This window comes from Mameliella sp. AT18, from assembly GCF_028807275.1.
Taxonomy (GTDB): domain Bacteria; phylum Pseudomonadota; class Alphaproteobacteria; order Rhodobacterales; family Rhodobacteraceae; genus Antarctobacter; species Antarctobacter albus.
Genome location: NZ_JARAMO010000271.1, coordinates 1 through 13,800, shown reverse-complemented (window position 1 = coordinate 13,800; position 13,800 = coordinate 1). Strand labels below are relative to the sequence as shown.

The window sequence follows — 13,800 nt, the reverse complement described above, 5'->3', positions numbered from 1 at the left end:
CCCCGTCTCCCTTCGGTCGACTCCCCCGGCGGTATTTGAACCAAGAAGAAGCCACAGGCGCGCGCCTTGTGTTTCTTCTTGGCAAAAATACCCAAACCCGATCCGCCAAGGGCGCAGCGCCGCGGTTTCAGCGACAGCCCATCACGGCGGTCAGCATCTCGGGGCTGTAGGGATCGCTGGCGTAACGCTCGAGGCCACCGGCCGCCAGGTCCACCACCATCACGTGCCGCCAGTCCCCCGAAGGCAGGACAATTTCCGGCCCCTCGCCGCAAACCCGCAGTCCGCCGACGGTGTAATCCCAACCGATCCGGTGGTTGGAAAACCCTTCGGCGGCAGCCACTTGGGTCAGAGTGCCGTTCTGGTAGCGCCAGATGCGCAGGGTCTTTGCCAGGTGGGGCCGATCGACATAGGCAATCTCGATGGCACCATCGCCGTCAAGGTCCGCCGCGCCCACGGGCGCAAGCCAGCGAAAGCGCTGGCCGATGAAAGGTGTCGCGGCCAGTGGCTGCAGGTCGCCCTGCCGCACCTCCCAGATCGCCAGCCGGGCGCCGCGGTCCGCGTGGCTCTCGACCGTCACCACCTCCGGCACCCCGTCGCCGGTCACGTCCCAGAGCCTCGGCGCGAGGTCCTCGAAGACCAGCGGGGCCTGCCATCGGCGGCGCAGCACGCGTCCGTCCGACAGGGTCACCGCCAGCGTGTCATACTCGATCTCGTCACCCAGAACGCCATGCGGATAACGCGTCACCTCGCCCTCGTACCGGGCGGCAACCGCCTCCTGCGCCACGACCGGGGTCAGGCCCGCCAGCCACAGGCACAGCGCCATCCACGCGCCGCGGGCGGGCGCACGCCAGGGGCGCCACGGCACACGCGGCGCCCGGGCAGGCATCAGATCTGCTTCTCAGGCATCTGCACCACGAGCCCGTCCAGCGCATCGCTCACCCGCAGCTGGCAGGTCAGGCGCGAGCGCTTGGCATCGGGCTCATAGGCGAAGTCCAGCATGTCCTCTTCCATGTCCTCGCGCGCGGGCAGCTTTTCGACCCAGTCCTCGGCCACGTAGACATGGCAGGTCGAACAGGCGCAAGCGCCGCCGCAATCCGCCTCGATGCCGGGAATGTTGTTGTCGCGCGCGCCTTCCATCACGGTCAGCCCGGTGGGCACCTCCACGACATGTTCGGTGCCGTTGTGCTCGATATAGGTGATCTTTGCCATTTCACCGCTCCGTCTTGATCCGCCCCCTACCTAGTGGGGACGCCCCTGCCCCGCCAGTCCCATTTGCGTCAGCACATGGACGGAATCCGATATTTTTGCCGCACGTCCCCGCGTGTGCCGCACCTGCCGATGACAATTGCGTCAGGAGGGCTTGGTCGCCCCCGCCGCATGTTCTACATTCGTTCGCATGACCTGGCCGCAGCCCCCCTCCTGCCTGATCGCCAGCCGCCTGGGCGAGCCGCCCAACGGCGCCCGCATCACCGTGGCCGGGCTGGTGATCCTGCGCCAGCGCCCCGGCACCGCCAAGGGCGTGATATTCATCACGCTCGAGGACGAGACCGGCGTCGTCAACGTCATCGTCTGGCGCAAGCTCTACGAACGCTTCCGCCGCGCGGTGATCGCGGGCCGCATGCTGCGCGTCACCGGCCGCGTCCAGCGCGAGAACGGCGTCACCCATGTCATTTCCGAACAGATCGAGGACATCTCGCCCCTGCTCGACCGGCTGCTTGACACGCCCTGAGGCAGGGTCCCGCGCGCGCCGCCGCCAGCCTCTAGGCAGACCGGGCCAAACCGGCTATCCTGCCGCAAAGAAAAGGCACACCAGAGGCCCGAGCAGTCATGTCCCGTTTTTCCCGGCCCCAGGCCGCCCCGCTGGTGGCGCTGGTCTTGCTGGCCGCCTGCGACACCCCGCAATCCGTCAGCCGCGAGGCGCAAAGCCCCAATACCGCGCCCCCCCTTGCCGAACATCTCGACGATGGCACCTGCCAGGCCCGCGACCTGCGGCCGGCCGTCTACGAACATGTCATGGGCGAGGTGCAGGTGGTTCAGGCCGAGATCGCCGAGGACGGCACCGTGATCCGCCCACCGATCTACCGCAGGGCCCCCGTGCCCAAGGTGGTGCGCGAACGCGCCGAGATCACCTTCGAGGCCCCCTGCCCCGAAGAGATGACGCCCGAGTTCATTTCCTCCGTACAGCGGGCGCTGGCCGCCCGCGGCTATTTCTCGGGCAATATCTCCGGTAGGATGGACGCGCCGACCACGGCAGCGGTGCGCACCTACCAGTCCGAACGCGGGCTGGAAAGCGCGCAACTCTCGCTGGAAACCGCCCGCGCGCTGGGGCTGGTAGCGGTCGAACTGCCCGAAACCTGACCGCGCGGCCCCACGAAAGGACACCTGACATGAGCAGCATCGGCATCGTCGGAGGCTCGGGGATGCTGGGCCGTGCCATCGCGCAGGCCTGGCTGGACAGCGACGCCGTCGCGCCCGGCGACCTCTGGATCGCCAACCGCAGCGGAACGCGGGGCGATCTGCCCGCCGAGGTCACCGTCACCGACGATCCCGCCGCGCTGGCCGGGGCCTGCGACACGATCCTGATCAGCATCCCGCCCGCCGGGGTGCCCGACCTGCACCTGCCCGCCGGGGACAAGCTGATCTTTTCGGTCATGGCCGCCGTCACGATCGCGGACCTGCAGCGCCTGACCGGCAGCCCCCGGATCATCCGCGCCATGTCCAGCCCCGCCGCCGCGCGGCGGCTGGCCTATTCGCCCTGGGTCGCGGCCCCCGGCGCCAGCGAGGACGACCGCATGGTCGTCCGCCGCCTGCTGTCCGCCTGCGGCACCGAAGACGCGCTCGAGGACGAGGCGCAACTGGATCACTTCACCGCCCTCACAGGGCCGGTTCCCGGTTTCGTCGCCTGGTTTGCCGCCGCCATGACCGAACACGCCGAAGCGCAGGGCATCCCGCCCGAGGCCGCCGACCGCGCCATCCGGCAGCTCTTTCGCGCCAGTGGCGAGATGCTGGCCGAGGATCCGCCCCGCGCCGCGGATCACGTCCGCCAGATGCTCGATTACGCCGGCACCACCGCAGCCGGACTGCAGGTGCTTGAGGACAGCCCCCTGCGCGGCGACATCTCAAAGGCGCTGAGCGCCGCCGCGCAAAAGGCCCGCGACATGCGGCCCTGAACGCCCAGGCCTCCCTCTCCCGGAACGCAAAAGGGGCGGCCCGACAGGCCGCCCCTTGTCATGTCCAAAGGTCTCCGACCGGCTCAGTTCGCCGCCAGGCCCAGCGCCATGAAGCGCGGGTCGCCGCCGCCCCGCCGCACCAGAAGCAGGATCGACTTGCGGCCCTCGTCGCGCGCCTCGGCGATGCGGGTTTCCAGGTCCTCGATGCTGGCCACGGCCTGCTGGCCCGCCTCGGTGATGATGTCACCGGCGCGCAGACCCTTCTCGTAAGCTTCCGAGGCAGGGTCCACGTCCATGACCGCCAGGCCCTGCATGGCTGCGGGCAGGTCCAGCTCACCGCGGATCGCATCGGTCAGCGGGCTGAGCGTCAGGCCAAGCGTTTCCATCTTGGCCGGCGGCTCGTCCGGGGTCGAGGGCGCGGCAGCCGGCACGGCGGTCTGCGCCTCTTCACGGCGGCCCAGCGTGACCTTCAGGGTCTGGGTCTCGCCGTCGCGGTTGACGATCACGCGGACGGTCTTGCCGACCGGCGTATTGGCCACGACACGCACCAGCTGGCGGGTGTCGACCACCTCGACACCGTCGAAGGACACGATCACGTCACCGGCGGCCACACCGGCCTCTTTTGCCGGGCCTTCCGGCACGTCGGACACCAGCGCCCCCTTGGCTTCGGCCAGGTTCAGCGCGTCGGCCATGTCTTCGCTCACGTCCTGGATGCGCACGCCCAGCCAGCCACGGCGGGTCTCGCCGTATTTCTGCAGCTGGTCGACCACGTTGACCACCACGTTCGAGGCCATCGAAAACCCGATACCGATGGAGCCGCCGTTGGGCGACAGGATCGCGGTGTTCACGCCGATCACCTCACCATCCATGTTGAACAGCGGCCCGCCCGAGTTGCCGCGGTTGATGGCCGCATCGGTCTGGATGTAGTCGTCATAGGTGCCCGACAGCGCCCGGTTGCGGGCCGACACGATGCCCGCCGAGACCGAGAACCCCTGGCCCAGCGGGTTGCCCATCGCCATGACCCAATCGCCGACGCGCATGGTGTTGCTGTCGCCAAAGGGCACGGCGGTCAGCGGACGGTCCGCCTCGACCTTGAGCAGGGCAATGTCGGTGTTGGGATCGGTACCGATCAGTTCGGCGGGCAGTTCGAAGCCTTCGAAGAACTCGATGGTGATCTCGTCGGCGCCTTCGATGACGTGGTTGTTGGTGACGATGAACCCGTCTTCGGAAATCACGAAGCCGGAGCCAAGCGCCGAAGAGCGGCGCGGACGGTCGGGGCCGCCACGGTCCTGAAAGTCACGAAAGAAATCTTCGAAGGGCGAGCCTTCGGGCACGATGCCGCGCGGACCGGACCGGCCGGCAACGGTGGTCGAGGTGGTGATGTTGACCACGGCCGGGCTGATCCGTTCGGCCAGGTCGGCAAAGCTGTCCGGAGCGCCGCGGGCCGAGGCCATGAGGGATTGCGAAACGATCAGGAACATCGACAGCGTCGCCAGCCAGAACAGCCTCAGCGGTGTCTTGTTTTCCTGCGTCAGAGCGAGGGATTGCGGTTTCAATGGGGTCTCCTTGTCTCTGCCAGTCAGCAGACGCGCAGGTCACGCGATGCCGCCTGCCTCCTATCGATCAGTGTGACAAACATAGGTGCGCAGGCGCAACACCAAAGGGCTGAAATGCAGCCTCACCGGGTTGTGAGCAGGCGTGCAGGCCGTGGATCGGCGCTTTTCCGCTTTGTGCAGGGGCGGAAGGGGGGGGCGTGCGGGTTGGGGAGACCTGTCAGTTGGAAAAGAAATGAACCGGCCCAGTACCGCCATCTATGGCTCGCACAGCGGACGGCGGCTAAGAGCCCAAATCGACGGATGCTGCAACCTGCGCAAATGTCCGGTCTCAGGATAATGCTGAATTCGGGTGTCAGCGAGTTTCGTTGAGAAACGATAGCAGGCCAGGCTCGTCAGGAAATTGATCTAGTCCATTCAGCGCTTTTCTACGCGCATCAATAGTCTTTCCCAATTGATGCATCGCCCAAACATTCTCCACTAGATGTCGAGGATCCTGTGGGGCTAATTTCATTGCTGTTATGGTCAACGGAAGAGCTTCTTCAGGTTGATCAAGAAAACTGTGAGCCCGCGCAGTGAAATAGAGAGAATCGAGGTTTTCCTCGTCTTGCCGAAGTGCCTCTTGGCAGTCGGCCAGTGCTTGTTTGTACCTTTCCATATCTTGCCTTACGACACAGCGGGAAAGCCAGCCTTGAGCGTGAGTATCACGCTCCAAAACACGCGTGTAAAGTTGCTCTGCATCGGTCAATCGACCTACTTCGCGATAGGTCCATGCGAGCATGCGCATAGTTGAAGTATTTTCGGCCAACGCAAGGCTCGCACCAATGTCCTCGATGCTTTTGGAGTATTCACCGACTTCGCGGAAAGCTATTCCCCGGTTCTCCAAAGCTTCTGCCCTTTCCGCGGTTGTCAGCTCTCCAGTCGCAAGTAGTTTGGAGCATGTTGAGATGCTTTCGGCCGGGTTTTCGTTAGGATTGATCGCAGAACATGAGTTGGCGTCAGCGAAAGCTAAGTGCGGCAGTGCCAAGAAAAATGCGACTTTCAAACGCATAATATTGTCCAAACCGTCAGAACTTGCCCTTACGGGCGGTCTTATCGTCACGCTACAAGTCTTTCGTGCTTATGCCAAACCGGACCTTCATCGGAAGGCATCAAACGGCAGCAAAGTCCGCTTCGCTGACATTTACGCAGAGCGCAAAGATCGACAGCTCCCCCGCCGCAAGACCCAGACCGCCCCCTCTCAGAACAGCCCGCCCCGTGCCAGCCACAGGACGATCAGACCGGTGACCAGCGTCAGCCCGCCCAGCAGGCGGCGCTGTTCCAGGCTCATCTCGCGGAGCGCCTCAAGCAGGCGCTCCACAAGCTGAGGGGCCAGTGCATAGACCAGCCCCTCGATCACGAGGACCATTCCGATCCCCATCAGGATGTCCGCCCCGCTCAATTGTCGACGGGTGCGGCGTCGGCCTCGGGGGCCTCCGGCGCGGGCGCCGGATCGCTCGGTTCCGGGGCCGGGTCGCTGGGCGCCGGGCCTTCGGGGGCCGGGTCCTCGGCGGTTTCCGGTGCAGGCGCGTCGGGCGCCACCGGGCTGGCCGTAGGCGACGGCAGCGTCGGTGCCAGGAACGGATCGCCGGAAGCCACTTCGCTCTTGAAGTAGTTGAAGAACTGGCTGTCCGGCGTCATCACCATCGTCGAGTTGCCGCCCTTCAGCGAGACCTCGTAGGCCTGCAGCGAACGGTAGAAGGCAAAGAACTCGGGGTCCGCACCATAGGCCTCGGCAAAGATCCGGTTGCGCTCGGCGTCGGCCTCGCCTCGGATCACGTTGGCATCCCGGTCCGCTTCGGAGAGCGTCTCGACCACGGTCCTGTCAGCCAGTGCGCGCACGCGCGCCGCCGCCTCGTTACCGCGGGCGCGTTCGTCCGCCGCCTCGCGTTCACGCTCTGCCCGCATCCGGTCAAAGGTGGCGTCAAGGTTCTGCGACGGCAGGTTGGTCTGCTTCAGCCGCACATCCACAACTTCCAGCCCCAGGGAAAGCGCCTCGGCCCGGGCGCTGTCGCGGATCCGGTTCATCAGCTCACGACGATCCTCGGACAGGATCCGGTCCGAAGTGACCTGGTCGGCGCCCAGGACTTCACGGATCTGCGCGTTGAGGATGCCGGTCAGGCGGTCCTCGGCGGTGCGCAGACCGCCCACGCCGACGGCCTGCCGGAACTGGACCACATCGGCGATCCGGTAGCGGGCAAAGGCATCGACTACCAGGCGGCGATCATCCGAGGGCGTGACCTCGATGGTCTGGGTGTCCAGCGACAGGATACGGTCGTCGTAGCGGACAACGTCCTGGATCAGCGGGATCTTGAAGGCCAGACCCGGCTCTTCCTTGACGGCCCTGATCTGGCCGAACTGCAGCACCAGGGCCTTTTCCCGTTCATCAACCACGAAGATCGACGACAGGAAGACCACGATGGCGATCACGAAGACCGGCAGGAGATAGGTTACCTTGCGCATCACTGGTCACCTCCGCTGTTGCGACGCAGCTCGTTGAGCGGCAGGTAGGGCACCACGCCGCCACCGGCACCGCCGCCGCTGGTCACGGTATTGTCGAGGATCATCTTGTCCACGTCGCCCAGCACCTTTTCCATCGTCTCGATGTAAAGACGGCGGCGCGTCACTTCGGGCGCCAGCGCGTATTCCTCCTGAACAGAGGTAAAGCGCGCGGCCTCACCAACCGCCTGGTTGACCACCTGGGCGCGATAACCCTCGGCTTCTTCGCGGATCTCGGCGGCCTTGCCTCGGGCCTCGGCCACGACGCGGTTGGCATAGGCGTCGGCCTGGCGTTCCAGCCGGTCACGTTCCTGTTCCGCCGCCTGGACGGCGCGGAAGGCGTCGATGACCTCGCGCGGCGGGTCGGCGGTGTCGAGGTTGATCCGGACGATGCTGATGCCGGATTCGTACTCGTCCAGCGTCGCCTGGATCTGTTCACGCGCGCTGTCGGCAATGGCGCCCCGGTCGCGGTTGAGGATCGGCGCCAGGTTGGACGCGGCGATGATCTCGCGCATGACCGATTCAGACACCGCCTGCACGGTCAGCTGCGGGTCGCGGATGTTGAACAGCAGTTGCGCCGGGTCCGAGATGTTCCAGACCACCTGGAAATCGATGTCGACGATATTCGCATCGGTGGTCAGCATCAGCCCGTCGTTGCCGCCACGGCCGCCGCCAATCGTCTCGGTCCGTTCCGAGGTCACGTTGACCACCTCGTAGGTGACAAAGGGCCAGGGGGCGAAGTTCAGGCCCGGGTTGCCGACGGCGAATTCACGCCCCAGCAACAGCTCGACCGATTTTTCTTCGGGCCGCACGGTGTAGAAGCTGCCAAAGGCCCAGAGACCCAGCAGGATCGCAACACCGATGGCCACGGTTCCGCGGGTCAGGCCGGGTCCACCCGAGCCACCGCTGCCGCCGCCGTTGCTGCCATTGCCGCCGCCGCGACCGCCCATCAGGACGCGCAGCCGCTCCTGGCCCTTCTTCATCAACTCGTCGATCTCGGGCATCTGGTTGTCGTCGGGACGGCGGCCACCGCCGCCACCGCCGTTGGGCGGACGATGGCCGTTGCCACCTCCGCCCTGGTTGCCACCGCCGCCCCCCCAGGGGCCGCCGCTGTTACCTGCCATGAACTTCGGTCCTTCCTCGTCTGTCGGATTGCCTTGTAACCTGTGCGCCCCGGCTGCGAATTCAAGCGCTCCGCATCGGATTGCGCATGGTCACGATCTCTTCGGACATGGTCGGATGCACCGCCACCGTCCGGTCAAAGTCTTCCTTGGTCGCGCCCATCTTGATCGCGATGCCCGCCAGCTGGATCATCTCGCCCGCGCCGGGCGCGACGATGTGACAGCCCAGCACCTTGCGCGTGGCCTTCGACACGATCAGCTTCATCAGCACCCGGTCGGGCCGGTCGGCAAAGGCGGTCTGCATCGGCCGGAACGAGGTACAATAGACCTCGATTTCCTCCTGGTCCCGCGCCGCCTCCTCGCTCAGGCCCACCGTGCCCATCTCGGGCTGGGTAAAGACCGCCGAGGGGATCAGCTCATGATCCACCGGCGTCGGGTTGCCCTTGAACACCGTTTCGACAAAGGCCATGCCCTCGCGGATCGCCACCGGCGTCAGGTTCACCCGGTCGGTCACGTCACCGATCGCATAGACCGAGGGCACCTTGGTCTGGCTGTAGGCATCGACCTCGATGGCGCCGTTGCGGCTCAGGCCGATGCCCAGCTCCTCCAGCCCCATGTCCGCCGTGTTGGGCGCGCGCCCCGTGGCAAAAAGCACGGCGTCGAAGTCGCGGATATTGCCGTTGGTCGCCTTGACCCGGATCGGTCCGCTGCCCGGCGCATCCTCATGGGCACCGCCGAACTGGCTCGCCTCGACCGGCGCCGCCTCCATGCCCTGCGCCTCGGGGCTGTCGGCGCGGTGCATCTCGACGATGTTCGTGCCGGTGTGCAGGTCGATGCCGCGTTCCTTCATCGCATCGGCGATCAGCCCGCGCGCTTCTTCGTCGAAGCCACGCAGGATCTGCGCCCCGCGATAATACTGCGTCACCTCGACCCCCAGCCCGTGCAGGATGCAGGCGAATTCGCAGGCGATATAGCCGCCCCCCACGATCAGCACCGACCGCGGCAGCCGCTCCCAGTGAAAGATGTCGTCCGAAACCTGTCCCAGGTGCGCGTTGGGCATGTCGGGCCGCACCGGGCGCCCGCCGCTGGCGATCAGGATGTGTTTCGCGGTCTTCACCTCGCCATTCGACAGCTCGACCGTATGCGCATCCTTGAGCCGCGCCCGCGCGTCAAAGCTTTCCACGCCCGACCCGGACAACAGCTTGCGATAGACACCCTCCAGCCGGTCCAGCTCGGTCTTCAGCTGGGCATGGAACCGGCTCCAGTCAAAGGCGCCATCGGCAATGTCCCAGCCATAGGCGCGCGCTTCGGCGGGCATGTGGGAATACTCGCTGGCAAAGACCATGAGCTTCTTGGGCACGCAGCCCCGGATCACGCAGGTGCCGCCGTAACGGTCCATCTCGGCCAGACCCACCTTCGCGCCCGCCTCGCCCGCCGCCACCCGGGCCGCGCGCACGCCACCCGATCCGCCGCCGATGACAAAGAGATCATAGTCGAAATCGCTCATCCATCGCTCCTGCAATACCGCGGGCCAAGGTATTTCACATGGACCCCGCGATGACCAGACGGCGATTTTGCCGGCAGGCCGCGTGGGTCCCGGCAGATGACCTTGACCATGCAACGCCCGCTCCCACATCCTGCGCCGTAAGGACTGACAAGTTTCCGGAACGCTGGGATGATCGACGGGCTCTACATTCTCCTCGGACTGGCGGCGATGGTCGTCGGAGGCGACCTCCTGGTGCGCGGCTCCGTGGCCGTGGCGCGCGGGCTGCGCGTGCCGCCGATGATCATCGGGCTGACCCTTGTCGGCTTCGGCACCTCCGCGCCCGAGCTTGTCACCAGCCTGCAGGCCGCGCTCTCGGGATCGCCGGGCATCGCCGTCGGCAACGTACTGGGCAGCAATATCGGCAACGTGCTCTTGATCCTCGGGATCGCGGCACTGGTTAGCACCATCGCCGTCGACCGTCGGGCGCTGATGCGGGATGGCACGATGCTTTTGCTGGCGACGGGGCTGGCTCTCTGGGCCTTGACCAGCGGCGAGATCGGGCGTCTTGCAGGGGCCGGTTTCATCGTTGTCCTGGGTGCCTATCTGACCGCCACCCTGGTTGCCGAGCGCCGCCGCAGCACCGCTGCCGGGGCCGTCTACATGGGTGAGGCCGACCTGTTGCCCACCCGCCCGCAGCGACTTTGGCCCGCGATTTTGATGGCGCTGGCGGGGCTGGCGCTGACCATCTTCGGCGCCCGCCTGCTGGTTGGCGGCGCGGTGGGCCTGGCCGCTGCGGCAGGCGTGTCCGAAACCCTGATCGGCCTGACGATCGTCGCCATCGGCACCTCGACGCCGGAACTCGTGACCTCGGTCATGGCGGTGCGCAAGGGCGAAGGCGAGGTCGCCTTCGGCAACATCATCGGCAGCAACATCTTCAACCTGCTCGGCATCCTCGGCGTGACGGCGCTGGTTGCGCCCGTCCAGGTCCCGGCAGAGGTGCTGGAACTGGATATCTGGGTGATGCTCGAAACAACCCTGTTGTTGCTTCTCTTTGCCGTCACCGGCGCGCGCGTCTCGCGCGGCGAGGCGGCGGTGCTGCTGGCGGGATACGCGGCCTACCTCGGTTGGCTCATCCTTCAGGCCTGATCGGCTCCTGCGACCACGCGTCCATTGCCGCCCCCACCCCGGCAGGCGTAGCTCTTTGCCCATGAAACCCAAGCTGCTGACCACCCTGCCCGGCTATTCGCGGGCCGATCTGACGCGCGATGCGCTGGCGGGCGTGACCGTGGCGATGGTCGCCCTGCCGCTCAGCCTGGCCATTGCCATCGCCTCGGGCGCCGATCCCGCCAGCGGGTTGGTCACGGCCATCATAGGCGGCTTTCTCGTTTCGGCCCTCGGTGGCAGCCGGGTGCAGATCGGCGGGCCGACCGGGGCCTTCATCGTCGTGGTCTTCGCCACCATCGCCCAGCATGGCTATGACGGGCTGGTGCTGGCAACGCTCATGGCGGGGGTGATCCTACTGGTGGCGGGCGCCCTGCGCGCCGGGCGGCTGATCGCCCTGGTGCCCGAGCCCGTCATCAACGGCTTTACCATCGGCATCGCCATCATCATCGCCACCAGCCAGTTGAAGGACCTTTTCGGCCTGACGATGGAGGAGGTTCCGGCCGAATTCCTGCCCAAGCTCGCCGCGCTCTGGGCCGCGCGCGAGACGATGAACACCGCCGCGCTGGCCTCGGGCCTGGCAACGATGGGGCTGATCGTTCTGCTCCGCCGCCTCTGGCCGCGCTTTCCCGGCTTGATCCTCGCCGTGGGCGCGGTCTCTGCCACGGTCGCGCTTTTGGCCCTGCCGGTCGACAGCATCGCCAGCCGCTTCGGCGCCCTGCCCCGGGGCCTGCCCATGCCCGCCTTGCCGGAAATCACCCTGGCGCGGGTCACGGAACTGCTGCCCTCTGCCTTTGTCATCGCCTTCCTGGCCGGAATCGAGTCGCTGCTCTCGGCGATGGTGGCCGACCGCATGATCGCGGGCCGCCACCGCCCCAATGCCGAGATGCTGGCCCAGGGCGCCGCCAACATCGGGTCGTCGCTCTTTGCCGGGCTGCCGGTCACCGGCGCCATCGCCCGCACCGCCACCAACGTCCGCGCCGGGGGACGCACGCCCGTCGCCGGGCTGGTCCATGCGCTGACCATTCTCGTGGTGATGTTCCTCGCCGCCCCGCTGGCCGGCGGCATGGCCATGCCCGCGCTTGCCGGCCTGCTGATCCTGACCGCCTGGAACATGTCCGAGCCGCACAAATGGCGCAGCTACCTGTCAGAGCGTCCCTCCGACGTCGCGCTCCTGCTGCTGACGCTGGTACTGACGGTGCTGACCGATCTGACCGTGGCGATCGCGGTCGGCGTCGGGCTTGGTCTCGCCCTGCGGCTGGCGCGGCGCGATGTGCCCCCGGCGGAGTGGGACCCCAGGGACCGCTAGACGCGTTGCCTCGGCGCCGCGTCCCGGGGCAGGCTGCTCGAGACGCGCGGATCATGAAAACGCGCGGCAAAGCGCCGGTTGATTCAAGTCAATGTACTCCCCTGTCCGCTCTGTTTCACTCCCCTGCACACCGCTGGCGTTCCGCTGCAACAACGTGAGCCCGTTTGGCGGTCACTCGATACAGGAGTTTACCTTACGAAAAGTCGAAACAGGTTTCTCGGATCGGTAAGTGGTTTGCTCATTGCGTTTTCCGCGGCCGTCGTTCTGACGACCGCATCGGTGTCACCCGATGTCGCATACGCCCAGGGTAACGGCGGCGGAGGCGGCGGCGGAGGTGCTGGCGGCGGTGGCGGTGGTGCTGGCGGCGGCGGTGCCGGGCCCGGCGACCGTGGCCCGGACAAGGATCTGGGCGTTATCTTCCGCGACATCACCGGCGGCGGAGGCGGCAACGCACCTGTTGTCGTCACCGACGAGGCCGAACGCGGGACCGGTCGCCCGGCAACGGCGGGACCCGCCAGTGGCGGCGGCGGCGGTGGCACCGCAGGCGGCCCGCCGGCGAATACCGGTCCGGACAAGGGCGATCTCTTCGGCGACCTCTGGGTGATCCTGCGCGACGAGAACGGCGTTCCGATCCTGACGGACGACGGGTTTGTTCAGCCGCTCGACGCCGAGGGCAACCTGATCGCACTCGACGAAGAGGGGCATCCGCTCGACGAGACCCTGACGGTCGAGGTCGAACTTGGGCGGCTGAATGTCGGTCGCGCCCCCGACAAGGTCCTGGATACCCGGGCCGCCGAAGTGATCGAAGTGCTGTCCAGCGCGACCGCGATCACCACGGATGCCGCGGGGCGCCTGGTGCTGACGCTCGATGGCGTTGAAAAGACCATCGACTCGCCGCTGGAAAACCTGGCGATCTACGTGTCTCTCCTGACCACAGGCAGCATTCCGGGCCTTACGCCCGATGACCTGGTCGGGACGGAGTTCGATTTCCTGGTCGACGGAACGTTCACCACCGCGGACATCGAGGCCGCTGCCGCGTTCCTCGCAGCCGCGACGGACAAGACCGGTGCGTTCACCTCCGACGAGATCGCCTACATCGACGCCTTCCTCGGGATCAATACGACCACCTCCGGCGACGTGACCTATTCGGTGATCGACTACTCGGATTTCTCCTATGACCGGTCCGACACCTACGATGGTTTGACAGCCTCCGTTCTGGTCGAGCAGGACGACGGGTCCTTCGTGGTCGAAACCGTCGATATCTACGACACGGTGTTCGGGGGAACCGATGCCTCGGACTCCGGCTCGCTGGATGCCTTCACTCTGGCCGCGGATGACGCGCGGGCAGTGATCGAATTCATCCACGAATACGCCGTGCCTGAATCGATGGAATGAAACCGACCGGCCGGGCTGTCACCCGACTGCCCGGCCGCTTTGTACAAAATGCTGGAAACGGCGTACG

The 13,800-nt window shown here is 66.4% G+C and carries 14 protein-coding genes; 6 read left to right on the top strand and 8 right to left on the bottom strand.

Annotation, left to right across the window (positions count from 1 at the left end; all coding sequences use genetic code 11):
• Positions 1 to 127: 127 nt before the first annotated feature.
• Together PVW46_RS22485 and PVW46_RS22480 are read right to left on the bottom strand one after the other, a co-directional pair.
• Entirely contained in the window at positions 128 to 886 is a 759-nt protein-coding gene (locus PVW46_RS22485) for an FG-GAP repeat domain-containing protein (RefSeq protein ID WP_069209440.1), read from the bottom strand.
• On the bottom strand, positions 886 to 1,209 hold the full coding sequence (locus PVW46_RS22480) for a 2Fe-2S iron-sulfur cluster-binding protein (RefSeq protein ID WP_043137834.1): 324 nt from the start codon (positions 1,207 to 1,209) through the stop codon (positions 886 to 888). The genes PVW46_RS22485 and PVW46_RS22480 overlap by 1 nt, the downstream gene beginning before the upstream one ends.
• A gap of 187 nt (positions 1,210 to 1,396) precedes the next feature.
• On the opposite strand from PVW46_RS22480, the gene PVW46_RS22475 reads away from it, so the two are divergent.
• The 3 genes from PVW46_RS22475 (at position 1,397) to PVW46_RS22465 (ending at position 3,170) form a co-directional block, all read left to right on the top strand.
• Positions 1,397 to 1,729, top strand: a complete 333-nt coding sequence (locus PVW46_RS22475; RefSeq protein ID WP_069209441.1) for an OB-fold nucleic acid binding domain-containing protein — start codon at positions 1,397 to 1,399, stop codon at positions 1,727 to 1,729.
• 98 nt (positions 1,730 to 1,827) lie between these two features.
• Entirely contained in the window at positions 1,828 to 2,358 is a 531-nt protein-coding gene (locus tag PVW46_RS22470) for a peptidoglycan-binding domain-containing protein (protein ID WP_069209442.1), read from the top strand.
• 29 nt (positions 2,359 to 2,387) lie between these two features.
• Complete coding sequence (locus tag PVW46_RS22465; RefSeq protein ID WP_069209443.1) at positions 2,388 to 3,170, top strand: pyrroline-5-carboxylate reductase family protein; 783 nt, start codon at positions 2,388 to 2,390, stop codon at positions 3,168 to 3,170.
• Between the two features lie 83 nt (positions 3,171 to 3,253).
• Here PVW46_RS22465 and PVW46_RS22460 read toward each other — a convergent pair whose 3' ends face one another.
• From PVW46_RS22460 to PVW46_RS22435, 6 genes are all read right to left on the bottom strand, one after another.
• A complete protein-coding gene (locus PVW46_RS22460; protein WP_043137844.1) occupies positions 3,254 to 4,726 on the bottom strand; it encodes a DegQ family serine endoprotease in 1,473 nt (490 codons plus the stop codon).
• Between the two features lie 352 nt (positions 4,727 to 5,078).
• Positions 5,079 to 5,774, bottom strand: a complete 696-nt coding sequence (locus PVW46_RS22455; protein ID WP_082024548.1) for a tetratricopeptide repeat protein — start codon at positions 5,772 to 5,774, stop codon at positions 5,079 to 5,081.
• A gap of 189 nt (positions 5,775 to 5,963) precedes the next feature.
• The gene (locus PVW46_RS22450) at positions 5,964 to 6,143 is read right to left on the bottom strand and encodes a DUF2065 domain-containing protein (RefSeq protein ID WP_052244320.1); all 180 of its coding nucleotides are present in this window, start codon (positions 6,141 to 6,143) and stop codon (positions 5,964 to 5,966) included.
• Positions 6,144 to 6,160: 17 nt separating this feature from the next.
• The gene (hflC, locus tag PVW46_RS22445) at positions 6,161 to 7,225 is read right to left on the bottom strand and encodes a protease modulator HflC (RefSeq protein WP_043137850.1); all 1,065 of its coding nucleotides are present in this window, start codon (positions 7,223 to 7,225) and stop codon (positions 6,161 to 6,163) included.
• Positions 7,225 to 8,385, bottom strand: coding sequence for an FtsH protease activity modulator HflK (gene hflK / locus PVW46_RS22440; RefSeq protein ID WP_043137851.1), 1,161 nt, complete (start codon positions 8,383 to 8,385; stop codon positions 7,225 to 7,227). Before hflK ends, hflC begins: the two co-directional genes overlap by 1 nt.
• Before the next feature lie 61 nt (positions 8,386 to 8,446).
• Positions 8,447 to 9,889 (bottom strand): FAD-dependent oxidoreductase, encoded by a 1,443-nt coding sequence (locus tag PVW46_RS22435; protein ID WP_069209444.1) that lies wholly within the window; start codon positions 9,887 to 9,889, stop codon positions 8,447 to 8,449.
• Positions 9,890 to 10,057: 168 nt separating this feature from the next.
• Between PVW46_RS22435 and PVW46_RS22430 the strand changes: the two genes are divergently transcribed.
• From PVW46_RS22430 to PVW46_RS22420, 3 genes are all read left to right on the top strand, one after another.
• Positions 10,058 to 11,014, top strand: coding sequence for a calcium/sodium antiporter (locus PVW46_RS22430; protein WP_069209445.1), 957 nt, complete (start codon positions 10,058 to 10,060; stop codon positions 11,012 to 11,014).
• 61 nt (positions 11,015 to 11,075) lie between these two features.
• The gene (locus PVW46_RS22425; RefSeq protein WP_069209446.1) at positions 11,076 to 12,338 is read left to right on the top strand and encodes a SulP family inorganic anion transporter; all 1,263 of its coding nucleotides are present in this window, start codon (positions 11,076 to 11,078) and stop codon (positions 12,336 to 12,338) included.
• A gap of 279 nt (positions 12,339 to 12,617) precedes the next feature.
• A complete protein-coding gene (locus tag PVW46_RS22420; RefSeq protein ID WP_274577731.1) occupies positions 12,618 to 13,733 on the top strand; it encodes a hypothetical protein in 1,116 nt (371 codons plus the stop codon).
• Positions 13,734 to 13,800: the final 67 nt, after the last annotated feature.